Annotated in this window: 28 protein-coding genes and 1 riboswitch; of the genes, 14 read left to right on the plus strand and 14 right to left on the minus strand. The window is 71.4% G+C overall.

All coding sequences use genetic code 11. From position 1 onward, the window contains the following. Window positions 1–44: 44 nt before the first annotated feature. Window positions 45–121: riboswitch (cobalamin riboswitch) on the minus strand. A 77-nt stretch (window positions 122–198) separates the two neighbouring features. From IH00_RS0123775 to IH00_RS0123790, 4 genes are all read right to left on the minus strand, one after another. Then, window positions 199–702, minus strand: coding sequence for a GNAT family N-acetyltransferase (locus tag IH00_RS0123775; RefSeq protein WP_031076836.1), 504 nt, complete (start codon window positions 700–702; stop codon window positions 199–201). A gap of 81 nt (window positions 703–783) precedes the next feature. Continuing rightward, complete coding sequence (locus IH00_RS0123780) at window positions 784–1,020, minus strand: YbdD/YjiX family protein (protein ID WP_420710913.1); 237 nt, start codon at window positions 1,018–1,020, stop codon at window positions 784–786. 5 nt (window positions 1,021–1,025) lie between these two features. Further along, window positions 1,026–3,278 (minus strand): carbon starvation CstA family protein, encoded by a 2,253-nt coding sequence (locus IH00_RS0123785; protein ID WP_078887926.1) that lies wholly within the window; start codon window positions 3,276–3,278, stop codon window positions 1,026–1,028. 138 nt (window positions 3,279–3,416) lie between these two features. Further along, entirely contained in the window at window positions 3,417–4,184 is a 768-nt protein-coding gene (locus IH00_RS0123790; protein WP_031076842.1) for a GntR family transcriptional regulator, read from the minus strand. Window positions 4,185–4,674: 490 nt separating this feature from the next. Here IH00_RS0123790 and IH00_RS0123795 point away from each other — a divergent pair, with 490 nt between their 5' ends. The 6 genes from IH00_RS0123795 to IH00_RS0123820 all read left to right on the plus strand — a co-directional run bounded on the left by IH00_RS0123795 (window position 4,675) and on the right by IH00_RS0123820 (window position 10,374). Continuing rightward, entirely contained in the window at window positions 4,675–4,902 is a 228-nt protein-coding gene (locus tag IH00_RS0123795; protein ID WP_158827902.1) for a hypothetical protein, read from the plus strand. After that, a complete protein-coding gene (locus IH00_RS0123800; protein WP_234334935.1) occupies window positions 4,899–5,279 on the plus strand; it encodes a hypothetical protein in 381 nt (126 codons plus the stop codon). The genes IH00_RS0123795 and IH00_RS0123800 overlap by 4 nt, the downstream gene beginning before the upstream one ends. Window positions 5,280–5,607: 328 nt before the next feature. After that, a complete protein-coding gene (locus tag IH00_RS0123805; RefSeq protein ID WP_031076847.1) occupies window positions 5,608–6,885 on the plus strand; it encodes an extracellular solute-binding protein in 1,278 nt (425 codons plus the stop codon). A gap of 108 nt (window positions 6,886–6,993) precedes the next feature. Beyond that, complete coding sequence (locus IH00_RS0123810) at window positions 6,994–7,998, plus strand: carbohydrate ABC transporter permease (protein WP_031076848.1); 1,005 nt, start codon at window positions 6,994–6,996, stop codon at window positions 7,996–7,998. Further along, on the plus strand, window positions 7,995–8,840 hold the full coding sequence (locus tag IH00_RS0123815) for a carbohydrate ABC transporter permease (RefSeq protein ID WP_031076852.1): 846 nt from the start codon (window positions 7,995–7,997) through the stop codon (window positions 8,838–8,840). Before IH00_RS0123810 ends, IH00_RS0123815 begins: the two co-directional genes overlap by 4 nt. Window positions 8,841–8,847: 7 nt before the next feature. Beyond that, entirely contained in the window at window positions 8,848–10,374 is a 1,527-nt protein-coding gene (locus IH00_RS0123820) for a glycoside hydrolase family 3 protein (protein WP_031076854.1), read from the plus strand. A gap of 58 nt (window positions 10,375–10,432) precedes the next feature. Here the strand turns inward: IH00_RS0123820 and nagB are convergent, their stop codons facing one another. Next, window positions 10,433–11,218, minus strand: a complete 786-nt coding sequence (gene nagB / locus IH00_RS0123825; protein ID WP_031076856.1) for a glucosamine-6-phosphate deaminase — start codon at window positions 11,216–11,218, stop codon at window positions 10,433–10,435. A 102-nt stretch (window positions 11,219–11,320) separates the two neighbouring features. On the opposite strand from nagB, the gene IH00_RS0123830 reads away from it, so the two are divergent. Continuing rightward, entirely contained in the window at window positions 11,321–12,370 is a 1,050-nt protein-coding gene (locus IH00_RS0123830) for an SIS domain-containing protein (protein ID WP_234334936.1), read from the plus strand. A 4-nt stretch (window positions 12,371–12,374) separates the two neighbouring features. Here the strand turns inward: IH00_RS0123830 and IH00_RS0123835 are convergent, their stop codons facing one another. Continuing rightward, the gene (locus tag IH00_RS0123835; protein WP_031076860.1) at window positions 12,375–13,127 is read right to left on the minus strand and encodes an SDR family oxidoreductase; all 753 of its coding nucleotides are present in this window, start codon (window positions 13,125–13,127) and stop codon (window positions 12,375–12,377) included. A gap of 82 nt (window positions 13,128–13,209) precedes the next feature. Between IH00_RS0123835 and IH00_RS0123840 the strand changes: the two genes are divergently transcribed. Then, on the plus strand, window positions 13,210–13,803 hold the full coding sequence (locus tag IH00_RS0123840; protein WP_039947356.1) for a TetR/AcrR family transcriptional regulator: 594 nt from the start codon (window positions 13,210–13,212) through the stop codon (window positions 13,801–13,803). Between the two features lie 370 nt (window positions 13,804–14,173). Further along, window positions 14,174–15,643, plus strand: coding sequence for a sensor histidine kinase (locus tag IH00_RS0123845; RefSeq protein ID WP_031076864.1), 1,470 nt, complete (start codon window positions 14,174–14,176; stop codon window positions 15,641–15,643). Between the two features lie 192 nt (window positions 15,644–15,835). Here the strand turns inward: IH00_RS0123845 and IH00_RS0123850 are convergent, their stop codons facing one another. Together IH00_RS0123850 and IH00_RS0123855 are read right to left on the minus strand one after the other, a co-directional pair. Next, complete coding sequence (locus tag IH00_RS0123850) at window positions 15,836–16,093, minus strand: WhiB family transcriptional regulator (protein ID WP_003953983.1); 258 nt, start codon at window positions 16,091–16,093, stop codon at window positions 15,836–15,838. Between the two features lie 318 nt (window positions 16,094–16,411). Next, window positions 16,412–17,380: a diacylglycerol/lipid kinase family protein gene (locus tag IH00_RS0123855; RefSeq protein WP_031076865.1), complete on the minus strand. Its 969-nt coding sequence runs from the start codon at window positions 17,378–17,380 to the stop codon at window positions 16,412–16,414. Between the two features lie 90 nt (window positions 17,381–17,470). Here IH00_RS0123855 and IH00_RS0123865 point away from each other — a divergent pair, with 90 nt between their 5' ends. Then, complete coding sequence (locus IH00_RS0123865; RefSeq protein ID WP_031076867.1) at window positions 17,471–17,902, plus strand: hypothetical protein; 432 nt, start codon at window positions 17,471–17,473, stop codon at window positions 17,900–17,902. 16 nt (window positions 17,903–17,918) lie between these two features. Here IH00_RS0123865 and IH00_RS0123870 read toward each other — a convergent pair whose 3' ends face one another. The 3 genes from IH00_RS0123870 to IH00_RS0123880 all read right to left on the minus strand — a co-directional run bounded on the left by IH00_RS0123870 (window position 17,919) and on the right by IH00_RS0123880 (window position 19,841). Continuing rightward, a complete protein-coding gene (locus IH00_RS0123870; RefSeq protein ID WP_063835438.1) occupies window positions 17,919–18,929 on the minus strand; it encodes an RNA polymerase sigma factor SigF in 1,011 nt (336 codons plus the stop codon). Continuing rightward, on the minus strand, window positions 18,926–19,339 hold the full coding sequence (locus IH00_RS0123875; RefSeq protein ID WP_031076871.1) for an ATP-binding protein: 414 nt from the start codon (window positions 19,337–19,339) through the stop codon (window positions 18,926–18,928). The genes IH00_RS0123870 and IH00_RS0123875 overlap by 4 nt, the downstream gene beginning before the upstream one ends. 241 nt (window positions 19,340–19,580) lie before the next feature. Then, window positions 19,581–19,841 (minus strand): UBP-type zinc finger domain-containing protein, encoded by a 261-nt coding sequence (locus tag IH00_RS0123880; RefSeq protein WP_031076873.1) that lies wholly within the window; start codon window positions 19,839–19,841, stop codon window positions 19,581–19,583. Between the two features lie 57 nt (window positions 19,842–19,898). Between IH00_RS0123880 and IH00_RS0123885 the strand changes: the two genes are divergently transcribed. Continuing rightward, on the plus strand, window positions 19,899–21,500 hold the full coding sequence (locus IH00_RS0123885) for a Na+/H+ antiporter (protein ID WP_031076874.1): 1,602 nt from the start codon (window positions 19,899–19,901) through the stop codon (window positions 21,498–21,500). Here IH00_RS0123885 and IH00_RS0123890 read toward each other — a convergent pair. Further along, a complete protein-coding gene (locus tag IH00_RS0123890) occupies window positions 21,473–22,396 on the minus strand; it encodes a 1-aminocyclopropane-1-carboxylate deaminase/D-cysteine desulfhydrase (RefSeq protein WP_031076876.1) in 924 nt (307 codons plus the stop codon). The two genes, IH00_RS0123885 and IH00_RS0123890, sit on opposite strands and share 28 nt — an antisense overlap. Before the next feature lie 21 nt (window positions 22,397–22,417). Further along, window positions 22,418–23,008, minus strand: coding sequence for an N-acetylmuramoyl-L-alanine amidase (locus tag IH00_RS0123895; protein ID WP_031076878.1), 591 nt, complete (start codon window positions 23,006–23,008; stop codon window positions 22,418–22,420). A gap of 252 nt (window positions 23,009–23,260) precedes the next feature. Between IH00_RS0123895 and IH00_RS0123900 the strand changes: the two genes are divergently transcribed. From IH00_RS0123900 to IH00_RS0123915, 3 genes are all read left to right on the plus strand, one after another. Further along, window positions 23,261–24,676, plus strand: a complete 1,416-nt coding sequence (locus IH00_RS0123900) for a family 2B encapsulin nanocompartment shell protein (RefSeq protein WP_031076879.1) — start codon at window positions 23,261–23,263, stop codon at window positions 24,674–24,676. 436 nt (window positions 24,677–25,112) lie between these two features. Next, window positions 25,113–25,331, plus strand: coding sequence for a hypothetical protein (locus IH00_RS37625; protein ID WP_039947357.1), 219 nt, complete (start codon window positions 25,113–25,115; stop codon window positions 25,329–25,331). Window positions 25,332–25,392: 61 nt separating this feature from the next. Then, window positions 25,393–25,839 (plus strand): DUF6304 family protein, encoded by a 447-nt coding sequence (locus IH00_RS0123915; RefSeq protein WP_031076882.1) that lies wholly within the window; start codon window positions 25,393–25,395, stop codon window positions 25,837–25,839. A gap of 84 nt (window positions 25,840–25,923) precedes the next feature. Here IH00_RS0123915 and snpA read toward each other — a convergent pair whose 3' ends face one another. Next, window positions 25,924–26,574, minus strand: a complete 651-nt coding sequence (gene snpA / locus IH00_RS0123920) for a snapalysin (protein ID WP_031076884.1) — start codon at window positions 26,572–26,574, stop codon at window positions 25,924–25,926. Window positions 26,575–26,608: the final 34 nt, after the last annotated feature.

Raw genomic sequence — 26,608 nt, forward strand, 5'->3', positions numbered from 1 at the left:
GACGTCTGGGCACCCGGACCGGACGGCCGGGTGCGCCGTCGGCAGGTCATCGGACTCCCGGGTGCGCAAAAGCACACCGGTGCACCGTTGCGGGACAGTTCCGGATTTGCACCGGATTCCCCTGCGGCGACAGCGAGATGAGCATACATGTGGGGGGCGCCTGCGACGGCACCCCCCACATGTTGTGTCAGCCGCGGGTCACAACTCCAGCGCGTAGGTGAAGAGAGTGACGCCCGGGACCGGCTGCCAGTCCCGCTCCGGGGTCCGTACGAAGCCCAGCCGCTCGTAGAGCCGGTGTGCCGCCCGCATCGCCTGGCGCGAGGACAGCACCACCCGCCGGCAGCCGTCCACCGCCCGCGCCCGCTCCACGCACGCCCGTACGAGCGCCTCCCCGGCGCCCCGCCGCCGCGCGGCCGGAGCGACCGCCAGCATCCCGATCTCGGCCTCCCCGTCCCCGGCGAGACCGGCCCACGGCCCGCCGCCCGCGGCGGCGAACGTCACGCCGCCGAGCACCTGGCGGTCCTGCTCCACGGCCACGAGGACCTCGGCCCCGGCGGCCCGGCGGGACACGTCCCGCAGCTCGATCAGGTACTCGTCGCTCTCCCCGAAGTCCAGCAGCCCGTCTCCGAGATACGCCTGGGCCGTGACCTCGCCCAGCGTCCCGTGCTCCTCCGGCCGTACGGCCCTGATGGTGATGTCCATGGTCCGAGTGTGGGGCGGGACGGCGACGGGCCGCCGCATTCCGTCCCCGGAATCGCGGCGGCCCGTCGTGCGCTCACCCGCTCAGCAGCAGCGGAACCCGTCGCGGGGGTCCGCCTCCCGCGCGTCGGTGCGCCGGCGCTCGAACTCGCGCCGGGTCAGCACCTCGGCGTCCGGGTCGTGGGAGCGGGTGTGGGCGACGTACTTGTCGTACACCGACTCGCCGGACAGCTCACGCAGGTACCAGCGCAGCCGGCCCAGGGCGCGCCGCAGCCGGCCCAGGGCGCGCCGCAGGCGGCCGTGTGCTCCCGTGGCGGTCACCGGTGTCATGCCGAGCCGGTCCCGGCCGGCACCTCGTCACCACTGCCGCCGTCCCTGCGGTCGCCGTGGCCGCGGTCGGCCCGGACGCCGCCGTCCGGGCCGAGCCCGGCCGCGACCAGCTCGGCCTTCTCCTCCGCCGTGGGGAACAGTCCCGCGGGGGCGACGATCCGGGACTCGGTGTACGGGACCTCGGAGAGCTTCACGCCGGCGGGGTCGGTGACGGCCTTCCAGCACACGCGCCCCGCGTCCGCGATCACCACGATGATGAGCAGGGCGAAGAGGGCGGAGAGGACCCCGTCGACGGTGGAGTTGGTGACGACGGTGTGCATGTCGTCCATCGACTTCGCGGGGGGCAGGACCTGCCCGGAGTCGATACCGGCCTGGTACTTGTCCCGCTGGGCGAAGAATCCCACCCGCGGGTCGGCCGAGAAGATCTTCTGCCAGCTGGCGGTCAGCGTGACCGCCACGTCCCAGGCGAGCGGGACCGCGGTGACCCATGCCCACTTCAGGCGGCCCGACTTGACCAGCAGCGTCGTGCAGACCGCCAGCGCCACGGCGGCCAGCAGCTGGTTGGCGATGCCGAACAGCGGGAAGAGCTGGTTGATGCCGCCCAGCGGGTCGTGCACGCCGACCCAGAGGAAGTAGCCCCAGCCGCCGACGACGACCGCGCTGGCGAACCACACGCCCGGCTTCCAGCTGACCTGCCGGAAGGGCTTGTAGACGTTGCCGAGCATGTCCTGGAGCATGAAGCGGCCCACGCGGGTGCCGGCGTCCACCGTCGTGAGGATGAACAGCGCCTCGAACATGATGGCGAAGTGGTACCAGAACGCCTTCATGGCGCTGCCGCCGACGACCGCGGAGAAGATCTCCGACATGCCGAGGGCGAAGGTCGGCGCGCCGCCGGTCCGGGAGAGCAGTGACGCCTCCTCGACGTCCGCCGCCGCCTTCGCCAGCAGGTCGGGCGAGACGGTGAAGCCGAAGTTCGTCACCGCCTCGGACGCGGACTGCACCGTCGTCCCGACCATGCCCGCCGGGGAGTTGATGGCGAAGAACAGACCCGGGTCGATGATGGAGGCCGTGATCATCGCCATGACGGCGACGAAGGACTCGGTCAGCATGGCCCCGTACCCGATCATCCGGATCTGGGTCTCCTTCTGGACCATCTTCGGCGTGGTGCCCGAGGAGACCAGGGAGTGGAAGCCGGAGAGCGCACCGCACGCGATGGTGATGAAGACGAACGGGAACATGGAGCCGGCGAAGACCGGACCGTCCCCGCGGCTCGCGAAGTCGGTGAACGCCGGCATCTTCAGGGTCGGCAGGGCGACGAAGACGCCGATCGCGAGCAGCGCGATCGTGCCCACCTTCATGAAGGTCGAGAGGTAGTCGCGGGGCGCCAGCAGCATCCACACCGGCAGTACGGAGGCGAGGAAGCCGTACACGATCATCCAGATGACCAGCGTGCCGGGTTCCAGGGTGAAGGTTTCGGCGAGGGAGGACTCGGCGACCCAGCCGCCCGCGACGATGGCGAGCAGCAGCAGCGCGACTCCGATGACCGAGACCTCGGTGACCTTGCCCGGGCGCAGCACCCGCAGGTACACGCCCATGAAGAGGGCGATCGGGATCGTCATGCCGATGGAGAAGACGCCCCACGGCGAGTGCGCGAGGGCGTTGACGATGACCAGGGCCAGCACGGCCAGCAGGATGATCATGATGGCGAAGACCGCGATCAGCGCCGCGGCGCCGCCGAAGGGGCCGATCTCGTCGCGCGCCATCTGGCCGAGCGAACGGCCGTCGCGGCGGGTCGAGAAGAACAGCGTCACCATGTCCTGGACGGCACCGGCGAAGATCACGCCGACGATGATCCATATCGTGCCCGGCAGATAGCCCATCTGCGCGGCGAGGACGGGCCCGACCAGCGGTCCGGCACCCGCGACGGCGGCGAAGTGGTGGCCGAAGAGCACCCGGCGGTCGGTGGGGTGGAAGTCGACACCGTTGTCGAGCCGCTCGGCGGGGGTGGCACGGGTCTTGTCGACCTTGAGCACCCGGTTGGCGATGAAGCGGGAGTAGAAGCGGTAGGCGATCGCGTAGGAGCCGAGGGCCGCCGCGAGCATCCAGGCGGCTGAGATCTCCTCGCCGCGGGAGAGCGCGAGCACGGCCCAGCCCGCCGCCCCCACCAGGGCCACGAGTGACCAGATGGCGATCGACCGCGGAGTGAGGCCGGTCCTCGAAGAGTTCGGTGGTGCTGACGGCTCTGGCATGGTGGCACGTCCCCTCACTGATCACCTGTAATGCGCAGGAAATCTAGGGGAGCGCCTCGCGCAGCGTCACCCCCCGTCCGCATATCGGTACGGCAACGCTTTTGGGCCGGGCCGCGTCACGGACCGGCCATTCGGGGCTCAGCCGTTGGGCCGCTGCAGCCGCGCCACGAACTTGTACCGGTCACCCCGGTACACCGACCGCACCCACTCCACCGGCTGACCGTTCTCGTCCAGCGAGTGGCGCGAGAGCATCAGCATCGGCAGGCCCACGTCCGTGCCGAGCAGGCCCGCCTCGCGCGGCGTGGCCAGGGAGGTCTCGATGGTCTCCTCGGCCTCCGCGAGCCGGACGTCGTACACCTCCGCCAGCGCCGTGTAGAGCGAGGTGTACTTGACCAGCGACCGCCGCAGCGCCGGGAAGCGCTTGGCGCTCAGGTGCGTCGTCTCGATGGCCATCGGCTCGCCGCTCGCCAGGCGCAGCCGCTCGATGCGCAGGACCCGGCCGCCGGCCGAGATGTCGAGCAGCCCGGCGAGCGTGTCGTCGGCCGTCACGTACCCGATGTCGAGCAGCTGCGAGGTGGGCTCCAGGCCCTGGGCGCGCATGTCCTCGGTGTACGAGGTGAGCTGCAGCGCCTGGGACACCTTCGGCTTCGCGACGAACGTGCCCTTGCCCTGGATGCGTTCCAGGCGCCCCTCGACCACCAGCTCCTGCAGCGCCTGGCGCACGGTGGTGCGCGAGGTGTCGAACTCGGCCGCGAGCGTGCGCTCGGGGGGCACCGGGGTGCCCGGGGGCATGGTCTGCGTCATGTCGAGCAGATGCCGCTTGAGCCGGTAGTACTTGGGCACGCGTGCGGTGCGAGTGGCCGTTCCGTTCTCGCCCTCCGTGCTGCCGCCCCCATCCGTGGCCATGACCCGCCTTCCCGACTCCTGTGCTGCTGCCGTCACCGGCTCCTCCGTTGTTGCGGCTCACATGGTGGCACGGTTTGCGGGCCGGGGACCCGTTACCCGAGGCCACCGGTTCAGTGACGGTACGTCGTCACCGCTCTTATACACCGTGGACACCCCTGTTGGTCTAGGCCATTCATCGTCCGTGTCGTGCGGGCGTCCGGGTCGGCAGGGCCGCGGGCGGCGCGCGGGGGTGGCGTGCGAGGTGCCGCGCGGAGGCGCTGGCGAAGCCGTGCCGAGCCCTGTTGTCGGCCGTCGGGGCGGCCCGGAAGGGAATTTGGCATTCCCATTGCCCCGGCATCCGAAAGGTCTGTACCTTTCGAGCGGTCAATTCGAGCGACACTGAGGGGGAAGTGTGTTTGTACGGAGAATTCTCGCCGTCGGTGCGGGTGCCGCGGTCGTGGCGGCCGGGGGATTCCTGGCGTCACCGGCGTCCGCGGCCGGTTTTGAGGGTGTGCCGGACATTGCGTGCGACACCTGGATCAGCGGTACGAAGGCGAACGGTGTCTGCCGCGGAACGGCCCGCGAGGAAACGTACCGGGTGAAGGCCGTCTGCCGGATGGGCAACGGGGCGGGCACGTTCACCAAGTACGGGCCCTGGAGGGGTGTGGGACTCCCCGACTACTCCTCGGCGGACTGCGGCGCCACGGTGCTCTCGGCGTCGATCCAGTTCAGGGTGTGACCCCGGACGTCCCGTCCGGTCTTTCATCGGTGAACGGCGAGAATGGGGGAATGGTGCGAAAGCTCCACAGGAGTACGGCTCTTGCCGCGGTGTCGGTGCTCTTCTCCGCCTCGGGCGTGGTCTTCGCGCACCAGGCGACGGCCGCCCCGGCGGCCTATCCCGAATGCTGGGTGCAGAAGGAATCGGCTTACACGGCCAGTGCCGGCTGCCGGAACATCGGTACCGCCAAATACCGGGTCCGCGGAACATGCATCAACAACGGCGGGGCCACATGGACGCTCACCGGGCCGTGGGTCAGGTCGGGGGTGTCCCGGGCGACCTGCTCCGCGAATCAGACGTCGGCCCTCTACGGCCAGCCGGAATTCGAAATCGGCTGACCACGACCCGGGCCGGGGTGGCGCGCCGGGCGCCCGGGGGCCGGTGTGCGGTCCTCGGGTACCCGGCCCGTCCGGCTGTCGCAGACCCTGCCTCCGTGCGCGCCGGTGCCCCCGATCCGGGGGGTGCCGGCACGCGTCCGTCCCCAGGTGTCGGTCCGGTAACAGACAGGACCGCCCGTCTTGCTCACTCTTGACACCCCAAAAGGTCTAGGCCAAGCTCCGGGCTACTGGTCTAAACCATTAACGACCAGGTCCCAGTCCCACGGGCAGTACAGGTCGTATGGCTTCGCGGTGGGCAGGGGTTGCAGGCATCCCTGAGGAGGGTGGCGTGAAGCGCAAGCTCATCGCGGCGATAGGCGTCGCGGGCATGATGGCCGGTGTCGCGGCGTGTGGTTCCGACAAGGGTGGCGACAGCGCGGGGGGCGACACCAAGGAGCTGACCGTCTGGCTGACGGTCGACGCCCAGAACAACTGGCCGGACCTGGTCAAGGCGGCCGACGACGCGATCGCCAAGAAGTACCCGGGCATCAAGATCAAGCACGAGTACTACGGCTGGCCCGACAAGAACGCGAAGCTGGACGCCGTCCTCGCCACGGACAAGGCGCCCGACGTGGTCGAGATGGGCAACACCGAGATGCTCGGCTACATGGTCAAGGGCGCCTTCGCCGAGGTCGACCCGAAGAAGTTCGACCGGTCGGACCAGTGGCTGGACGGCCTCAAGGAGTCCGTCACCTACGAGGGCAAGACCTACGGCGTCCCCTACTACGCCGGCGGCCGTGTCGCCAACTGGCGCAAGGACGTCGCCGCCGAGGTCGGCGTGAAGACCCCGCCGAAGACGTACGCGGAGCTGACCGCCGCCCTGGACAGGATCCAGGCCAAGAAGGGCGACAAGTTCAGCGCCTGGTACCAGCCGTCGCCGGACTGGTACGCCGCGATGTCCTTCGTGTACGACGCGGGCGGTTCCATCGCCAAGAAGGACGGCGACACCTGGAAGGCCAACCTGTCCTCGCCCGAGTCCCTCAAGGGCCTCAACGAGTACAAGAAGGTCCTCGACAGGTACATGAAGGCCGACAAGACCAAGGACGAGTCGGACCGGTACATCGTCTACGGCCAGGGCAACTCCGCCATGATCTTCGCCGCCGCCTGGGAGGGCGCCACGGCCGAGGACCCGAAGAACGACAAGACCGGCAAGCTCAAGGGCAACCTCGAGAACTTCGTCATGCCCGGCCCGTCCGGCAAGAACATCCCGGTCTTCCTCGGCGGGTCCGACCTCGCCATCCCGGTCAAGTCCAAGGCGCAGGACGCGGCGGCCGAGTGGATCAACGCCTTCACCGGCGCCAAGGGCCAGAAGGGCCTGCTCGCCAAGGGCAACCTGCCCAACAACAAGGCCGACCTCGGGCCCCTGAAGGCCGACCCCAAGACGGCGGTCCCCGCCACGGCCGCCGAGTCCAGCTGGTTCGTCCCCATGGCCCCCGGCTGGGGCCAGGTCGAGAAGGCCCAGACCCTCAAGACCATGCTCCAGGAGATCGGCACCGGCAAGAAGTCGGTCGAGGCCGCCGCGAAGGACGCGGACGCCGCCATCGACAAGGTCATCAACACCAAGTGACCTGGGGCGCCCGTGGTGACCGCACGGGCTCCCGGCCTCCTTCCCCCGGTCCGGCCGGGGGAAGGAGGCCGGCCTCGACACACGAGAGGGACCGCTGAGGAGCGCGCGATGAGTGCCGCAGATACAACGACTGCCAAGGTGCCGTCCATACGGCCATCGTCGGCACCGGAAACCGCCGCACCCGGTGGCCCAGGCGGGCCGGCCAGGACGAAGAAGGGGACCGCGGCAGGAGCCGGAGTGCCGTGGGCGCTGCTCGCGCCCTGCCTGCTCGTCCTCCTGCTCGTCCTCGGCTATCCGCTGGTACGACTGGTCACCCTGTCCTTCCAGAAGTTCGAGCAGCCCCAGCTGTGGGGCTTCAAGGAGCCCGAGTCCGTCGGCTTCGCGAACTTCACCAAGATCCTCGGCGACGGCGAGTTCTGGGCCGTCGTGCTGCGGACCGTGGTCTTCGCCGGCGGCGCGGTGATCCTCACCATGGTCATCGGCATGCTCATCGCCCTGCTCCTCCAGCGGGTCTCCGGATGGGTCAGGACGCTGATCAACATCGCGCTGGTGGCGAGCTGGGGCATGCCCATCATCGTCGCCACGGCGATCTTCAAGTGGCTGTTCGACACCGACTACGGCGTCCTGAACTGGCTGCTCGACAAACTGCCCGGCGTCGACATGATCGGCCACAACTGGTTCGCCAGCGGGCCGCAGGGCCTCGCCGTGATCATGCTGCTGGTCGTCTGGGGCGCCGTGCCCTTCGTCGTCATCACGCTCAGCGCCGGCCTCACCCAGGTGCCCAAGGAGCTGGAGGAGGCCGCCCGGCTCGACGGCGCCGGCGGCTGGGGCGTGTTCCGCTACGTCACCCTGCCGATCCTCAAGCCGATCATCGTGATGCTCACGACCCTCTCGGTGATCTGGGACATGGGTGTCTTCCCCCAGGTCTTCGTGATGCGCAACGGCCACCCGGAGGCCGAGTTCCAGCTGCTGACGACGTACTCGTACGACAAGGCCTTCGTCGTCAACGACTACGGCGGCGGCTCGGCCATCGCACTCGTCACCGTCGTCCTGCTGCTCGGCGTCGTGGCCGTGTACATGCGGCAGATGCTCAAGATCGGAGAAGTCGAGTGAGCACCACCACTGCGCCGCGGAACAAGGCCGCGGGGAAGCTCGGCTGGAACCTGCTCGGCCTGCTCGTCTTCGTCTGCGCCGGCTTCCCCGTCTACTGGATGCTGAACACGGCGTTCAAGCCGGCCAGGGACGCCATCGATCCGGACCCGCACTTCTTCCCGCGCACGTTCACCCTGGAGAACTTCGAGCGCGCCTTCCAGGTCGCCGACTTCTGGGGCCCGGTCGGACGCTCACTGATCGTCTCGGTCGTCGTCGTCCTCATCGGCATCGTCGTGGGCATGCTGGCCGCGCTCGCCATCTCGCGGTTCGCCTTCCGGGGCCGCAAGGTCGTGATCATCGGCATCCTGGCGGTCCAGATGGTCCCGCTCGTCGCGATGATCATCCCGGTCTTCCTGCTCCTGAACGACCTCGGTCAGTACGACAAGCTCACCGGCCTGATCATCACCTACCTGACCTTCATCCTCCCGTTCACGGTCTGGACGCTGCGCGGCTTCATCGTCAACATCCCCCGGGAGCTGGAGGAGGCGGCCATGGTCGACGGCTGCACCCGCACCGGCGCCTTCGTCCGCGTGGTCTTCCCGCTGCTCGCCCCCGGCATGGTCGCGACGTCCGTGTACGGCTTCATCCAGGCCTGGAACGAGTACCTGTACGCCCTGATGCTGATGAGCCAGCAGAACCAGACGGCCACCGTGTGGCTCGGGAACTTCACGACCAAGCACGGGACCGAGTACGCCCCGATGATGGCCGGCGCCACGCTGATGGCCGTCCCCATCGTCGTCCTCTTCCTCCTCGTCCAGCGCAAGATGGCCGCGGGTCTGACAGCCGGCGCGGTGAAGGGATAACGCCGTCATGACCACACTCGTACGGGACACCGCCTCCGGCTCCCTCACCCGGGACGCCCTCACCGTCCTCCAGCCGGGCTTCGCCGGGACCACCGCGCCCGACTGGCTGCTGCGCCGCATCGGCGAGGGGCTCGCCTCCGTGGGCCTCTTCGGCCGCAACATCGAGGACCCCGCGCAACTGTCCGCGCTCACCGCGCAGTTGCGGGCGGAGCGGGACGACATCCTCGTCGCCGTCGACGAGGAGGGCGGTGACGTCACCCGCCTGGAGGTGCGCACCGGCTCCTCCTTCCCCGGCAACCTCGCGCTCGGCTCGGTCGACGACACCGGACTGACCCGGGCCGTGGCCCGGGAGCTCGGCCGCCGGCTCGCCGCCTGCGGCGTGGACTTCAACTGGGCGCCGTCCGCCGACGTCAACTCGGACCCGGGGAACCCGGTCATCGGCGTCCGGTCCTTCGGCGCCGACCCCGGGCTGGTGGCCCGGCACACCGTGGCGTACATCGAGGGACTCCAGTCCGCCGGTGTCGCCGCCTGCACCAAGCACTTCCCCGGACACGGCGACACCAATGTGGACTCACACCTCGCGATGCCCCGTATCGATGTGGATCCGGACACATTGCACGCCCGTGAGCTGGCACCTTTTCGCGCGGCCATCGCCGCGGGTTCCAAATCGGTGATGAGCGCGCATATCCTTCTTCCCGCGCTCGATCCCGATCGCCCCGCCACCCTGAGCCCGCGGATCCTCACCGGACTGCTGCGCCAGGAACTGGGGTACGAGGGGCTGATCGTCACCGATGGCATGGAGATGCAGGCCATCGCGTCGACGTACGGCATCGAGCGCGGCTCCGTCCTCGCACTCGCGGCGGGCGCCGACGCCATCTGCGTCGGCGGCGGCCTGGCGGACGAGGAGACCGTACTGCGGCTGCGCGACGCGCTGGTCGAAGCGGTACGGACCGGCGAACTGCCCGAGGAGCGGCTGGCCGACGCGGCGGCGCGGGTGCGCGCCCTGGCGTCCTGGACCCAGGCGCACCGGGTCAGGGGGGCTCAGACGGAGCCGGGCGCGGCTTCAGAGGAGGGGACCGCGCCCGGCACCGACACCGTCGGTGTCGGACTCGTGGCCGCGCGGCGCGCCCTCACGGTGACGGGGACGCGCGAGCCGCTCACCGCTCCCCCCTACGTCGCCGCCTTCGCCCCGGTGGCGAACATCGCGGTCGGCGACGAGACGCCGTGGGGCATCGGGCCAGAGCTGGCGCGGCTGCTGCCGGGCACGGCGACGGGGACGTACGCCGCCGACGTGGCCGTGGACCGGGTGCTGCGGGACGCGGGGGAGCGGCGGATCGTCGCGGTGGTGCGGGACGTGCACCGCCACCCGTGGATGGGCCGGGCCCTGGACGGCCTGCTGGCGGCCCGCCCGGACTCCGTGGTGGTCGAGATGGGCGTGAACCAGGCCCCGGCGCGCGGGGCCCTGCACATCGCGACGCACGGCGCGGCGCGGGTGTGCGGGACGGCGGCGGCGGAGGTCATCGCCGGCGCGTGAGCGCGGACACGCGAGGGGGCCCGGTTCCGGACGGAACCGGGCCCCCTCGCGTCTGCGGTCAGATGCCCTGCCAGACGGGCTTGTTGGCGTACGTGTGCCGGAAGTAGTCGGCGAGCTTCAGCTTCGACGCGGCCGCCTCGTCGACGACGACCGTGGCGTGCGGGTGCAGTTGCAGTGCGGAGGCGGGCACGAGGGCGGAGACCGGGCCCTCCACCGTCTGGGCCACCGCCTCGGCCTTGCCCTCGCCGGTGGCGAGGAGCACCAGGTGGCGGGCCTCCAGGATGGTGCCGATGCCCTGGGTGATCACGTGGTGGGGCACCTGCTCGATGTCACCGCCGAAGAAGCGCGCGTTGTCGACGCGGGTCTGCTCGGTGAGCGTCTTGATGCGGGTGCGGGAGGCGAGGGAGGAGCACGGCTCGTTGAAGCCGATGTGCCCGTCGGTGCCGATGCCGAGGATCTGCAGGTCCACACCGCCCGCCTCGGCCAGCGCCCTGTCGTACGCCTCGCAGGCCGCCTGGACGTCCTCGGCGGAGCCGTCGGGGCCCATGAAGGCGTCGGGGCCCAGCCCGAGCGGCTCGACGACCTGGCGCAGGACGGTGGAGCGGTAGGACTCCGGGTGCCCGGCGGGCAGTCCGACGTACTCGTCGAGCTGGGCTATGCGGGCGCGCGAGACGTCCACGGCGCCGGAGGCGACCTTGGCGGTCAGCGCGTCGTAGATGGGCAGCGGGGTCGATCCGGTGGCCACGCCGAGCAGAGCGTCGGGCTTGCGGCGCAGAAGAGCGGCGATGCCTTCGGCGATCAGCTCGCCGCCCGCCTTGGCGTCCTGGACGATGACAACTTCCACGCTGGACCTGCCGATCTGAAGGATGACATGTGGTATAGACCAATCTAGCAGAACGGCCCTCCCCGCTGGCGGCCCGGCGGGAGCCCGTGTTCGATGGTGCGCATGAGCGAGCAGCCGGGCCGGATCATGGCGGGGGAGATGGCGGAGCAGCCCGCGGTGCTGCGCCGGATCCTCGACGAGGGCGCCCCGCGGATCCGCGAGGTGGCGCGGGCCGTCCGGGAGCGGCGCCCGCGGTTCGTCCTGCTGACGGCGCGCGGCACCTCGGACAACGCGGCGCTGTACGCCAAGTACCTGCTGGAGGTCCGGCTCGGGCTGCCGTGCGGGCTGACGTCCATGTCCACCACGACGGCGTACGGGGCGAAGCCCGACTACACCGACGTCCTGGTCGTCACGGTCAGCCAGTCCGGCGGCTCCCCGGACCTGGTCGCCTCGGCCCGCGCGGCGCGGGAGGCGGGCGGGCTGACCCTGGCGGTGACCAACAACCCCGACTCGTCGCTCGCGGCGGTGTCCGAGCACCACATCGACATCCTGGCCGGCCCCGAGAAGGCGCTGCCCGCCACCAAGACGTACACCGCCTCGCTGCTGTCGCTGTACCTCCTCGTCGAGGGCCTCGGCGGCGACGGCGGCGGCGCGGCCGCCCGGGACCTCCCCGAACTGGCCGCCCGGGTCCTCGGCCGCCGTGACGAGGTCCGGGCCCTGGCCGCCCGCTACCGCTTCGCCGAGCGGATGGTCATCACCTCGCGGGGTTACGGCTACCCCACGGCCAAGGAGGCGGCCCTGAAGCTGATGGAGACCAGCTACATCCCCGCCCTCGCCTACTCGGGCGCCGACCTGCTGCACGGTCCGCTCGCCATGGTCGACAACATCTCGCCCGTCATCGCGGTCGTCCCGGACGGCAAGGGCGGCGAGGCGCTCCAGCCGGTCCTCGACCGCCTCCGCGGCCGCGGCGCCGACCTGGTGGTCGTGGGACCGCGCCCCCAGGTGGACGCCGCGTCGGCGGGCTTCGTCCTCCCGACGGACGGCGTCCCCGAGGAGCTCCAGCCGATCCTGGAGATCCTCCCGCTGCAGCTCCTCGCCCACGAGGTCACCCTCGCCCGGGGCCAGGACCCCGACGCGCCGCGCGCCCTGGCGAAGGTGACCGAGACGCACTGAGGCGCTACGGCATCGAGCCGTTCGTCGCGTCCAGCCAGTGCCCGGTGACGGCCCGGCCGTCGTCGGACGCCAGGAACGCCACCACGTCCGCGATGTCGGAGGGCGCGCCCACCCGGCCGAGCGCCGAGAAGGCGGCCGCGTCCGTCCGGGCGGCCTCGCCGGTCCGCAGCCACGCCGCGTTGATGTCCGTGTCGACGATGCCGGGCGCGACCGCGTTCACCGTGATGCCCCGGCCGCCGACGGCCTTCGCCAGGTACTGCGTGAAGACGTCCAGCGCGCTCTTGGTCATCGCGTACGCGATCAGGTCCGGCATCATCGCCGCCTTCGACAGCCCCGTCGAGACGTTCACGATCCGGCCGCCGTCCCGCAGCCGCCGCAGACCCAGCCGGGCGAGGAAGAACGGCGCCTTGGTGTTCACCGCGAACAGCCGGTCGTACTCCGCCTCGGGGATCTCGCCGAACGGCGTCCGGGAGGCGATGCCCGCGTTGTTCACCAGGATGTCCAGCCCGTCCGCGTGCCGGTCGAACCGCTCCCACAACGCCTCGGCGTCCCCCGGTACGCCGAGCTCCTGGCCGATCGCGAAGGCCGAGCCCCCGGCCGCCTCGATCGCGGCCACCGTCTCCGCCGCGGCGGCCGCGTTCGTGCCGTAGTGCACCGCCACCCTCGCCCCGTCGCGGCCGAGTCGCTCCGCGATGCTCCGGCCGATGCCCCGGCTGCCGCCCGTGACGAGTGCCGTCCTGCCCGTGAGCGTGCCCATGGCAACGCCCCCCTTTTCTTTAGTGGTCGTTACAGAATCACCGTAGCAGGCGTTTTTTAGTGGTCGCTATAAAATGAGGGCCATGGCGACGGGACAGCGCGGCAGGCCCCGCTCCTTCGACCGCTCGGCGGCCCTGGAGCAGGCGGTGATGGCCTTCTGGGAGCACGGTTACGAGGCGACCTCGGTCGCCGACCTCACCCGGGCCATGGGCATCGGCGCGCCCAGCCTCTACGCGGCTTTCGGCGACAAGAGAGCCCTGTTCGACGAGGTCGTCGGCGCGTACGGGGAGCGGTACGGCTCCTTCGCCGCCCGGGCGCTCGACGGCGAGCCCACCGCGCGCGAGGGCATCGCCCGGATGCTCCGGGAAGCCGCGGCGGAGTTCACCGACCCCGCGCACCCGCGCGGCTGTCTGGTGATCTCGGCGGCGGTCAACTGCTCCACACCCGAGGTCGGGCGGGTCCTGCGTGAGCGGCGCAACGCCAACCTGGCCGGCATGGCGGACCGGATCCGCGCCGACGTCGCGGCGGGACGGCTGCCCGCGGGGACCGATGCGACCGCGCTCGCCCGCTTCAGCGGAGCCGTCCTGCAGGGCATGTCGCAGCAGGCGCGGGACGGCGCCACGAAGGAGGAGCTGGAGGCGGTGGCCGAGGCGGCCATGCGGGCCTGGCCCGGCTAGCCGGTGTCCCGCCGGTCGGGCCGGCTCGCGGCCCGGCGGGGCCTGCGCCGGCCCGGGCCCGGAAACACCCGCGGGCCGCGGCGCCGCGACGGGACCCTCAACCCGTCCGGCACCGCAGCCCGGAGTTGCCCGGCCGTCGGGTGTGCGGTCCCGCGGCCGTTGGGAGGTCCCGAGCGCAGTCAGGGCAGAGAGCGCCGGGTCCTCGATCCACCCTCCTGTGCGGGGAGGGCGGAGGCTTGTCAAGCATTGTGGACTAGACCAATCGAGTCTGTCCATCGGTAAGAAGATGGTAATTCCAGCGCCCATCCTCCCCTACCGGCCGACGGAACACCAGGTCGGCCGCACAGGTACCCTCGCCCATGTGCCCTCCATGAACGACCTCGTCCGCCAGCACACCGCCCTGAGCGACTCCGATCTGGAGTGGCTCCACCTGCTGGTGTCGGAGTGGCAGCTGCTCTCCGACCTCTCCTTCGCCGATCTCGTCCTGTGGGTCCCCACCCTGGACGGCACCCGCTACGTCTCCGTCGCCCAGATGCGGCCCAACACCGGCCCCACCTCCTACCAGGACGACATGGTCGGCCACCTCGTCCCGCGCGGCCGCCGCCCGCTGCTGGACGCCGCGCTCGACGAGGGCCGGATCGTCCGCGAGGGCGACCCGGAGTGGCGCGAGGAGGTACCGGTGCGGGTCGAGTCCATCCCCGTACGCCGGGAGGGCCGCGTCCTCGGCGTGATCGCCCGCAACACCAATCTGCTCACGGTCCGCACGCCCAGCCGGCTGGAGCTCACCTACCTCCAGTCCGCCTCCGACCTCGCGCAGATGATCGCGAACGGGACCTTCCCCTTCCCCGGCCAGCAGGTCGACATGGACGCCTCGCCCCGTGCCGGCGACGGGTTGATCCGCCTCGACGCGGACGGCGTCGTGCAGTACGCGTCGCCCAACGCACTCTCCGCGTACCACCGCCTCGGCCTCGCCGCCGACCTCGTCGGCCAGCACCTCGGCCAGATCACGGCCGAACTCGCCCCCTCCCGCGGCCCGGTCGACGAGGCACTGGTCAAGCTGGCCAGCGGGTACGCGCCGCGCGAGGCGGAGGTCGAGGGCAGCGGCGGTGTCATCCAGCTGCGCGCGATCCCGCTCAAGCCCAAGGGCACGCGCATCGGTTCACTCGTCCTCCTGCGGGACGTGACCGAACTCAGGCGCCGCGAACGGGAGTTGATCACGAAGGACGCCACCATCCGGGAGATCCACCACCGGGTGAAGAACAACCTCCAGACGGTCGCCGCGCTGTTGCGGCTCCAGGCCCGCCGCATGGATTCCGACCGCGGCCGTGAGGCGCTCAACGAGGCGGTGCGGCGCGTGGGTTCCATCGCGATCGTGCACGAGACGCTCTCGCAGAACCTCGACGAGCGCGTCGAGTTCGACGACATCGCCGACCGGGTGATCTCGATGGTCGCCGAGATCTCGCCCGGCAAGGTCACCTGCCGCCGCAACGGGCGCTTCGGCATCCTCGACGCCGAGGTCGCCACGCCCCTGTCGATGGTCCTCACCGAAATCCTCCAGAACGCCCTGGAGCACGCCTTCGCGCCGGGGGAGCAGGGCACCGTCGAGGTCTCCGCGGTACGCGGCGACCCACGTGCCGCCGACGCCCGGCTGCTGATCACCGTCCAGGACGACGGGCGCGGTCTGCCGGAGAACTTCGACCCGCAGCGCGCCGGCAACCTCGGGCTCCAGATCGTCCGGACGCTGGTGGAGGGCGAACTGGGCGGCACGTTCGACATGCAGCCCGCCCCCGTACGCGGCACCCGCGTGGTGCTCGACGTTCCCGTACGCCCTCAGAAGTAGCGAGCCCGTAGCGGCGCCGGGTTCCGGACCGGGTTCGGGGCCGCCTCCGCACAGCAGCGAGCCCCGGTCCGTCGGAGACGGTCCGGGGCTCGAACGCTTAAGGGTTACTGCTGCGCGCTGCGGCTCGGGAGGCGGGTGGTGCGTACACGCTGTACGCGTCGCCTGACCTCAGGCTCGTAGCGGTGGCGTCGCTCAGGCGCTGGCGTTACGCGCCCGGTTGCGAGCGGCGCGGCGCTTCATGGCGCGACGCTCGTCCTCGCTGAGGCCACCCCAGACGCCGGAGTCCTGGCCGGACTCGAGCGCCCACTGCAGGCACTGCTCCATGACGGGGCAGCGACGGCAGACAGCCTTGGCTTCCTCGATCTGCAGCAGCGCAGGACCGGTGTTGCCGATGGGGAAGAACAGCTCGGGGTCTTCCTCACGACAAACGGCGTTGTGACGCCAGTCCATGGCTGCTACCTCTCCTTGGTGTTGCATTCAAGTTGCTTGTGAATGTGAACGCTTTCACGAATCCCTCAACAAGTGAAGGGCCGACCGCCGGGTGGGCGTGTGTGGACCTGGATTTGAGGAGGGGTTCTGGCTTTCACTGGAGGCCGGTTGTGCGGGCCGTCCCGATCGCCACGTAGAGATTCGCAAACCTCGGCTGCGGATACAACCCCTTCCGGAAAGTTTTTTTTGATTCCTCGGTGTCGGCTAGGTCACAGCCGTACTTCTATGGGGTGGACCCTGGCCCATACGTTCGAGATAAAGGACCAAGGGCCCTTCCACTCACACAATCACACGCAGTGCACGACGAACGCCTGTGAACGTCACGCTTGTGCGCAGGCCCAAGTGGTCACCGTCCATCTGGAACGGCAGCGGCACCTTCGAATGCAAGGTGAAGTCCGTCAGGTCGTGCAGCGAGAGCACGTCCTTGCCCCGCGGGCCGCGCTCCGGTGTCGAGGTCAGCAGCTGGGTCGCGTACCGCGCCACCGCGGCGGTCGACAGCCGGCTCAGCCCGAGCACGTCCAGGGCCGTGTCGAACGACGCCTCGGGCGCCGCGTACACGGGACGATTGCCCAGGTAGGTCCAGGGAGCGGTGTTGCAGACTATGGACAGCGCCAGGTCGTGCACCGGGTCCGTGCCCGGGCGCTCCAGCGTGATCGCGCCGTGACGGCGGCGCGGCTCGTCCAGGAACTGGCGCATCGCCTGCCGGATGTAGAGCGCGTGCGTCGATCTGCGACCGCGCTCCCGCTGCTGCTCCACCCGGCCGATCACTCCCGCGTCGAAGCCGAAACCGGCACAGAACGTGAACCAGCGGACCGGCACCGCCTCGTCCTCCGAGCCCGCCGTGCCGGAGGCGAGCCCCAGTCCGACGGTCCGCTCACGCCGCTCGCCCAGTGCGTCGAGGATCACACTCGTCGCCTCGACCGCGTCGTTCGGCAGGCCCAGCGCGCGGGCGAAGACATTGGTGGAGCCGCCGGGCACCACCGCCAGGCGCGGCAGCCGGTCGGGATCGGGGCCGTGGTGCAGCAGCCCGTTCACCACCTCGTTGACCGTGCCGTCACCGCCGAGCGCGACCACCAGGTCGACGTCCTCGGCCTCGGCCGCCCGGCGCCCGACGTCCCGGGCGTGGCCGCGGTACTCGGTCGTCACGGCCTCCAGCTTCATCTCGCTGGCCAGGGCGTGGATCAGTACGTCACGCGTGCGGGCACTGGTGGTGGTGGCTGCCGGATTGACCACGAGAAGTGCGCGCATGTCCGCCAGGTTACCTACCGCGCGGTACCTGGCCCAGGCCGTGCCCGCCCCTGTCCGGTCCGTGGACGGCGCGGCCGTTACCCTGCTGGGGTGAGTAGTACGGAGCCGAACACCGCCGGGACCGCCGCCGACGCCCCGCGCCCCGCCCGGGTCACCGCCGCCGCGGCCGTGGCAGGGCTGGAGGCGCTCGCCCTGTTCGCCGGGGGCGCGTACCTGCTCGTGACGAGCCTCACGGGCACCCCCGACAACCTCACCCAGGCGCTCACCGGGGGCGCGACGCTCCTCGCACTGGGGCTGATCCCGCTGCTCGCCGCCCGGGGCCTGCTGCGCTGCCGCAGCTGGAGCCGCGGCCCGGCGATCATCACGCAGCTGATGGCGCTGCCGGTCGCCTGGACGCTGCTCCAGGCGGACAGCGCCGCCATCCCGGCCGGCATCGCCCTCGCCGCCGCCGCGGTCACCGGCCTGGTGCTGCTGCTCCACCCGCAGACCACGCAGGCCCTCGGCATCCGCGGCCGCGCCTGACCCGCCGGAACGGCGGTTACTCCTCCACCAGCAGCTTCTCGCGCAGCTGCGCCAGCGTGCGGGCCAGCAGGCGGGAGACGTGCATCTGGGAGATGCCCACCTCCTGCGCGATCTGCGACTGGGTCATGTTCCCGAAGAACCGCAGCAGCAGGATCCGCTTCTCGCGCGGCGGGAGGTCCTCCAGCAGCGGCTTGAGCGACTCCCGGTACTCGACGCCCTCCAGCGCCTCGTCCTCCGCGCCCAGGGTGTCCGCGACCGCCGGGGACTCGTCGTCCGTGTCGGGGACGTCCAGCGAGAGCGTCGAGTACGCGTTCGCGGACTCCAGGCCCTCCAGGACCTCCTCCTCCGAGATGCCCAGACGCTCGGCCAGCTCGTGCACGGTCGGGGAGCGGCCGTGCTGCTGGGAGAGCTCCGCGGTCGCCGTCGTGAGCGACAGGCGAAGCTCCTGCAGCCGGCGCGGCACCCGGACCGCCCAGCCCTTGTCGCGGAAGTGCCGCTTGATCTCGCCGACCACCGTGGGGGTGGCGTACGTCGAGAACTCGACCCCGCGCTCCGGGTCGAACCGGTCCACGGACTTGATCAGCCCGATCGTGGCGACCTGCGTCAGGTCGTCCAGCGGCTCCCCGCGGTTGCGGAAGCGCCGCGCCAGGTGCTCCACCAGCGGCAGGTGCATCCGCACGAGCTGGTTGCGCAGCTCGGCCCGCTGGGGTGAGCCGTCCGGCAGCGCGCGCAGCCGGATGAACATCGCCCGCGCGCCGCTGCGGTCCTGCGGCTCGGCGTGCGACGCCTGCTTGTGCCGGTCCTGCTGCCGGTCGTGCTCGTCGTGCCCGTGCTGGTCCTGCTGATGCTGGTCCTGCTCGTGCTCGCTCATCCGGCCCGCCTGATCTGCCCGCGCCGCCCGCTCCGGCGCCTCCAATAGACCGTCCACCGGGTGCGGCCGCGCCTGCTGCTCCGGGATTCCCTCCGGCGAGCTCAACGCCCGGGGGCCGCGCTCCTCGTTTCGCACCGGACCGTCCCCGTTCCTCACGCCGGCCCGGGACCCGCGCCGCGCTGTTTGTACAGGTTGATGGAGACCGTCCGGTCGTCGGCGACGGACGAGTCGACCTTGCCGGCCAGTGCCGACAGCACCGTCCAGGCGAACGTGTCGCGCTCCGGCGCGCGGCCGTCGGTCGTGGGCGCCGAGACGGTCACGTCCAGGGAGTCGTCGACGAGGCGGAACACGCAGCTGAGGACGGAGCCGGGGACCGCTTGCTGGAGCAGGATCGCGCACGCCTCGTCGACGGCGATGCGCAGGTCCTCGATCTCGTCGAGGGTGAAGTCCAAGCGCGCTGCCAGGCCGGCCGTGGCCGTCCGCAGCACGGACAGGTAGGCACCCGCAGCGGGCAGCCGGACTTCCACGAAGTCCTGGGTCCCGGGCTCGCCTGCGATCTGGGACACCCTCACCTCCAAGGTGGCACAAGCTCATTCGGGGCTCGCGGGAGGAAGATCCTCCCCGGGCCGGTGCGGTACGCAGGTGTGCGTAGTCCGCCGTGACGCTATCGCGATCCATGGTGCCGTGTCGCCGGGGACCCCTGTCCCAGCGCCTGTCACTCATGGTAAGCACATGAGTACGCACAGTGGCTAGGGGTGTGCGGTGCCCAATCGCGAGAAACCGGCGGAGGGTTGACGTACCCAGAGCTCAGACGATCGAACCGTCGACGAAGCACCAACGCCAGTCCTCACCGGGTTCGAAGGTCCGCATCACCGGGTGACCGGTGTCCTTGAAGTGCTTGGAGGCGTGCTGCCCCGCCGAGGAGTCGCAGCAGCCGACGTGCCCGCACACCAGGCACAACCGCAGCTGCACCGGATCCGTTCCCTCGGCCCGGCACTCGGGGCAGGTGTCGCCCGACGGGACGGGCTCCGACCGTGGCAGTTCGGCTACGTGCTGGCACTCGCGCATGATGGCCAGGTTACGACGGGTGCGGCGGGTACGGCGCGGGCCATGAGCGGGGAGACGATGGACGTATTGCCACTGGTGGCGCTGGTCGCGGTCAGCGCCGCGATCGCCGGAGCCGCCCGCCGGACGCCGGTCCCGGCACCCCTGCTGCTGGTGGCGGCCGGGCTGGTCGCCTCGTACGTACCAGGGGTGCCGGACTACACCCTGGACCCGCACATCGTGCTGCCGCTGCTGCTGCCGCCCCTGCTGCACACGGCGGCGCTCGACTCCTCCTACCTGGACCTGCGGGCCAACGCGCGGCCGGTCGCCCTGCTCTCGGTCGGCTACGTCCTGTTCGCCACGGTCGCCGTCGGCTACCTCGCCCACCTGCTCGTGCCGGACCTGCCGCTGACGGCCGCCCTGGTCCTGGGCGCGGTGATCGCGCCGCCGGACGCGGTGGCCGCCACCGCCATCGCCCGCCGGCTGGGGCTGCCCGGCCGGATCACCACCATCCTCCAGGGCGAGTCCCTGGTGAACGACGCCACCGCCATCACCGCCTACAAGGTGGCCCTGGCGGCGGCGGTGGGCGAGGGCATCAGCTGGGCGGGCGGCATCGCCGAGTTCGCCGTGGCCGCGGTCGGCGGCATCGCGGTCGGCCTGGTGCTCATGGTCCCGATCCACTGGCTGCGCCGGGGCCTGCGCGAGCCGCTGCTGCAGAACACCCTCTCCCTGCTGATCCCCTTCGCCGCGTACGCGGCGGCCGAGCACTTCCACGCCTCCGGGGTGCTGGCCGTCGTCGTGGTCGCCCTGTACCTGGGGCACCGGGCCTGGCAGGTGGACTTCGCCACCCGGCTGCAGGAGGAGGCGGTGTGGAAGGTGGTGGCCTTCGTCCTGGAGTCCTCCGTCTTCGCACTGATCGGGCTCCAGCTGCCGCACGTGGTGCGGGAGCTCGGGGCGTACGGGGTGGGGGAGGCCGCCTGGTACGCGGTGGGCGTCTTCCTCGCGGTCGTCGTCGTGCGGTTCGTGTGGGTCTTCCCGGCCACCTATCTGCCGCGTGCCCTGTCGCGGCGGATCCGGGAGCGGGAGGCGGGCGTCACCTGGACGTCGCCGGTGATCGTCGGCTGGGCGGGGATGCGCGGCGTGGTGTCGCTGGCGATCGCCTTCTCCATCCCGGAGATCTCGGGCGGTGAGCCGTTCCCCGCGCGCAACCTCGTCCTCTTCCTCACCTTCACCACGGTGATCGGCACCCTGGTGGTCCAGGGCCTCACCCTGCCGCCGCTGATCCGCGCCCTGAAGCTGCCCGGCCGGGACGCCCGCGCCGAGACCCTCGCCGAGGCGCAGGCGCAGAGCGAGGCGTCCCGGGCGGCCGAACAGCGCCTGGAGGAGCTGCTCGCCGACGAGCGCAACGCCCTTCCGGGGCCGCTGGCCGACCGGCTGCGCACGGTCCTGGAGCGACGGCGCAACGCCGTGTGGGAGCGGCTCGGCGGGGTCAACCGGCTCACCGGCGAGTCGGCGGACGACACCTACCGGCGACTCGCGCGGGAGATGATCGCGGCCGAGCGGGAGGTGTTCGTGCGGCTGCGGGACGCGCGGCGCATCGACGACGAGATGATGCGCACGCTGCTGCGCCGGCTCGACCTGGAGGAGGCCGCGGCCTACCGGGAGGGCGGCTCCGCGGGCTGACGCGGCTCCGGGCTTCCGGTGATCACCGCGGCGACGGTGGTGCCGCGGGGGAAGGCCCCCTCCGCGGCCAGTGTGACGAGTCCGTACAGCATTTTGGCGACATATATGCGCTCGATGGCGAGTCCATGCCGCTGCTCGAAGTCGTCGGCGAACGCCTCCAGTGCGGGGCTCGTCCGGGCGTAGCCGCCGAAGTGGAAGCGCTCGTCGAGGCTCCAGTCGCCCGCCGGCCCGCCGAACGCCCGCTCCTGCAGCGCCCGTATCTCCTGGCCGAGGAAGCCGCCCCTCAGCACCGGAATGCCCAGCGCCCGGCCGCCGGGCCCCAGCCCCGCCGCCAGCCCGGCGAGCGTGCCGCCCGTGCCGCACGCCACCACGGCCACGTCCGCCTGTCCGCGCAGTTCGCGGCCGAGCTCCGCGCAGCCGCGGACGGCGAGCGCGTTGCTGCCTCCCTCGGGCACGACGACGCTGCCCTCGGGGGCGCGGCGCAGCAGCTCCGCCAGCACCGCCGGGTCGTCCTTGGCGCGGTACGTGGCCCGGTCCACGAACAGCAGCCGCATCCCGTCCGCGGCGCACCGCGCGAGCGACGGGTTCAGCGGGCGGTCGGCCAGCTCCTGGCCCCGTACGACCCCCACGGTGGGGCAGCCCAGCAGGCGGCCGGCCGCGGCCGTGGCACGCAGGTGGTTGGAGTAGGCGCCGCCGAAGGTCAGGACCGGGCGGCCGGCCGCGGCGGCCAGGTTCGGGGCGAGCTTGCGCCACTTGTTGCCGACGAGGTCCGGGTGGATCAGGTCGTCCCGCTTGAGCAGCAGCCGCACACCGTGCCGGGTGAGGCGCTCGTCCCGCACGGGCCGCAGCGGCGAGGGCAGCAGCGGGCCCAGGGAGGACAGGTCGAGCGCGGTCACCCGGCCATTGTCGCCCAGCGGTCACTTCAGCCGTGCCGCGATGCGGGCGCGCATGGTGTTCATCGAGAAGCCGCGCGGGTCGACCTTGCCCGGCTGCCACTCCTTGTGGCCGATCACCGACCGGGCGGTCCAGCCGTGCCGGCGGCAGACGGCCGCCGCGGCCTTCTCGATCGCCTCCAGCTGGGCCTCCGGCCATGGATCCTCGCCGTCCCCGAGGTTCTCGCACTCGAAGCCGTAGAAGTACCGGTTGCCGTCCCGGTTGGACTCGTTGTCGTGAGGGAGGGCCTTCTCGGCGATCACGGCGCGCAGGACGTCGTCGTCCCCCTTGCCGGCGTGGTTGGCGCGGCCGTACCCCACCAGGTGGACCCGGCCGTCCTTGGTGATCACGCCGTGGCACAGCGGGCCGGGCAGCCCGGGGTGGCCGTCACGGCAGATACGGACCGTCTTGGCGCTGCCGCTGGTGACGGTGTGGTGGAGCATCACGCCGTGCACCGGCCCCCAGGGGCCCTTGTGGTTGCGGTTGTGGTGGCGCCAGTCGCCGACCTCGACGACCGTGAGGCCTTCGTCGCGCAGTGCGTCGAGGAACCCGTTCGCGGACAGGGGTGAAGCCACGCCGTCTCCTTCATGAGGGTGATGTACGAGGGGTGTAAGGGGGCCATCCCCGGGGTGCGGCGGCGTTCGGGCGTCGTGCGAACCGATCCGGACAGCCGTCATCACTGGGGCGCCTGGTGTCGCCGGGGCTGGAAAAACCGAAGTGATGCCCCGCCGAGGGTGATTCAGTCTCGCTCCTTCGTGTAATGGCGTCGACACGCTGTGTGCTGAAGGCTTTTCCTGAAGGTCAGACCATGATCGAGAGGGATGTTCATGTCGGTTGGTTCGGTTGGCGAGGAATTCCGCTCCGAGCAGGCACGCCCGCAGCAGAGTCTCGGCACGGCCGCCGCGCGGAACCTGGCGACCACCACCAAGTCGGCGCCGCAGATGCAGGAGATCACCTCCAGGTGGTTGCTGCGGATGCTGCCGTGGGTGCAGGTGCAGGGTGGTACGTACCGGGTGAACCGGCGACTCAGTTACGCGATCGGAGACGGGCGGGTCACCTTCGTCCAGACCGGTGACCGCGTCGCCGTGATCCCCGCCGAGCTGCGGGAACTGCCCGCCCTGCGCGGCTACGAGGACGAGGCGGCGCTCGCCGAGCTCGCCCAGCGGTGCACGCAGCGCGAGTTCGCGGCGGGCGAGGTCATCGCGGAGGCCGGCGCGTCCACCGACCGCGTGTTCCTGCTCGCCCACGGCAGGATCGAGCAGATCGGCACCGGTCCGTACGGCGACGAGGCGGTCCTCGGCGTCCTGGCCGACGGCGCCTACCTCGGTGACGGTTCGCTCGTCGACCCGGGCGCCACCTGGGACTGGACCGCCCGCGCGGCGACCGCCTGCACGGTCCTGGAGCTCACCCGGGCCGACGTCACCAACCTCGCCGAGCGCGCCGACTCGCTGGCCGGGCACCTGGCGGGCCTGGCGTCCCTGCCGCGCCAGCGCACCAACAAGTACGGCGAGAAGGCCATCGACCTGTCGGCCGGCCACGTCGGCGAGGCGGTCGTCCCGCACACCTACGTCGACTACGAGGCCTCGCCGCGCGAGTACGAGCTGAGCGTCGCCCAGACCGTGCTCAAGGTCCACAGCCGGGTCGCCGACCTCTACAACCAGCCGATGAACCAGACCGAGCAGCAGTTGCGGCTCACGGTCGAGGCGCTGCGCGAGCGCCAGGAGCACGAGCTGATCAACAACAAGGAGTTCGGGCTGCTGTCCAACTGCGACTACGGACAGCGGATCCAGCCGCACGACGGCGTGCCCAGCCCGGACGACATGGACGAGCTGCTCTCGCGCCGCCGCGGCAGCAAGCTCTTCCTCGCCCACCCGCGCGCCATCGCCGCCTTCGGACGCGAGTGCAACAAGCGCGGCCTGGTCCCGGGCTCCGTGGACGTGGGCGGCCACCAGCTCCCGGCCTGGCGGGGCGTGCCCATCTTCCCGTGCAGCAAGATCCCGATCTCCGAGGCCCGCACCACCTCGATCCTGTGCATGCGTACCGGCGAGGCCGACCAGGGCGTCATCGGGCTGCACCAGACGGGCATCCCGGACGAGATCGAGCCGAGCCTGTCGGTGCGGTTCATGGGCATCGACGAGCAGGCGATCATCTCGTACCTGGTCACCGCCTACTACTCGGCCGCGATCCTCGTCCCGGACGCGCTCGGCGTGCTGGAGAACGTCGAAGTCAGCCGCTGGCGGTGACCATGACCGGCAGGGACGCCGCGACCGGGGGGCCAGGGGGCGGCGGCGTTCCTCGCCGGTGGGAGCCCGTGGACGCCGGGACCCCGGCCTCCATGACCACCGCCCGGGCAGGCCGGAAGCACGTGCGCCCGCCCGCGCCCCGACGAAGCACTGCACCGGCCCGCGCCCAGGCGCCGGAGCGGCGTCGCGGGGCGCGGTCCTGCACAGCGAAATCTCGCCATGCCTGCCTCTGAGAAAGGACCTTGCGCGCGACCACTACACCCGGAGCGCTCTGAGCGCAGTGGTGTTCGGGTCCGGCTTCCCGGTCGCGGGCTTCGTGCGGGAGTCGATGCGGGCCTTCGGCGACGGCGTCCTCGTGCGGACGTACCGCAGGCCGCGGTGAGGAGCCGGCCGCTGCCGCCTGTCCGGTTTGTCCACTAGGCAATAGTCTGGATCCATGGGCAGTGAAGGACACCGGACCGTCCACCGCCCGCAGGCCGGGCCCGAGCATCTGTGCCCCGCCTGCGGACGGCCGGTCGGTACGACGATGAAGCGGCGGAAGATCCTCGGCGTGTGGGCGCCCGTGTGGGAGCCCCGGCCCTGCCGGAACCCCGACTGTGCGCTGTACGTCGGGGAGGTGGCGGACGAGTCGGGCAAGGGGGCGGAGACCGGCTGAAGTCCGGCCCGGGGGTGACCGGCCGCACGCCGTAGCCGGTCGTACCGCTACAGTCCGCGCCATGTCATCGGAGTCGACGGAAGTCTGGACCGGCTGGTACCGGGACCGCCGGGGTGCGGAAGCGATCACCATCACGGCGGACGGGGGGCGCATCGCCACCCGCATCAGGGGCGTGGAGTACACGGGCGCCAGTTGCGCCGCGCTGCGGGCGGCGGAGGAGAACGGCGGCCTGCCGCTCGCCGGCTGCGTCCTGGAGTGGGACCTGCCGCTGCCGGTCGTCATCGACGACACGCCCCAACGGTCCACGCTCAGCTGCCTGTTGGCGCTCGGTGAGGCACTCTCCGACGGCTCACCCGAGAGAGTGGATCTTCAGCTGACCCTGCACTTCGGTGGGGCGGCGTACGAGTCCGGCGTGGCCGGCGGCGACTTCGACCTCGCCCTGGCGCGCATCCTGCGCCAGCTCCCGCCCGGTTCCCGCTTCGTCCGCAGGCTCCTCGAAGCCGCCTGACGCGGGGCGCCGGCCGCGGCGTACCGTCCGGGGCGACAGGAGGGGCGCCCCGCGGCTCGCGGGACGCCCCTCTGCGCGTGCGGGCTAGGAGGACGCGGCCGCGGCGACCGCCGCCGCCAGGCCGTTGCGCCACAGGGAGTCGACGCGGCTGCGTTCCTGCGCGTTCGGCTGGGCGTTCTGGCAGGACGGACCGGGGCCGCCGCCCGACATCAGCTCGCTGCACGGGCCCGAGTAGTGGTCCGGCAGGCCGAGGACGTGGCCGGTCTCGTGGGCGGTGACCCGGGTGGAGTTGTAGACCTGGTTCTGCCGGTAGTCGAGGAAGATGTAGCCGCGGCCGTGCCCGTCGGTCGAGGCGTACGAGCCGCGCGAGTCGTTGCCCTCGTAGTACCGGAAGTCCGGGTTGCTGCCCTCCTGGAGCTTCACGTTGGTGACGGAGCTGTTCCAGATCTGCGTGGAGCGGGCTATCTGGGTGCGGAAGCTGGGGGCGTTGGCCGCCGAGTACACGACGGTGACGGCCAGGGCGCCCGGGTTCGCGGCGCGCTTCTCGGCGACCGACTTCATCACGGCGTCGTGGAACGCCTTGTTCGCCCGGGCGTTCTCGGCCGACCCGGCGTAGGCGGCGAAGCCGGGCACGGGGGAGGGCGCCGCGGCGGCGCTGACGGTCGTGGCCGGTACGGCTGCCAGAGCCGCGGTCAGGCTCAGGGCAGCGGCCAGCACGGCCTTGGGGTGTCTCATGGGGGGCTCCTATGCGGTCCTGAACGGTTGGGTG

The sequence above is a fragment of the Streptomyces sp. NRRL S-118 genome (genome assembly GCF_000716335.1).
Taxonomy (GTDB): Bacteria; Actinomycetota; Actinomycetes; order Streptomycetales; family Streptomycetaceae; genus Streptomyces.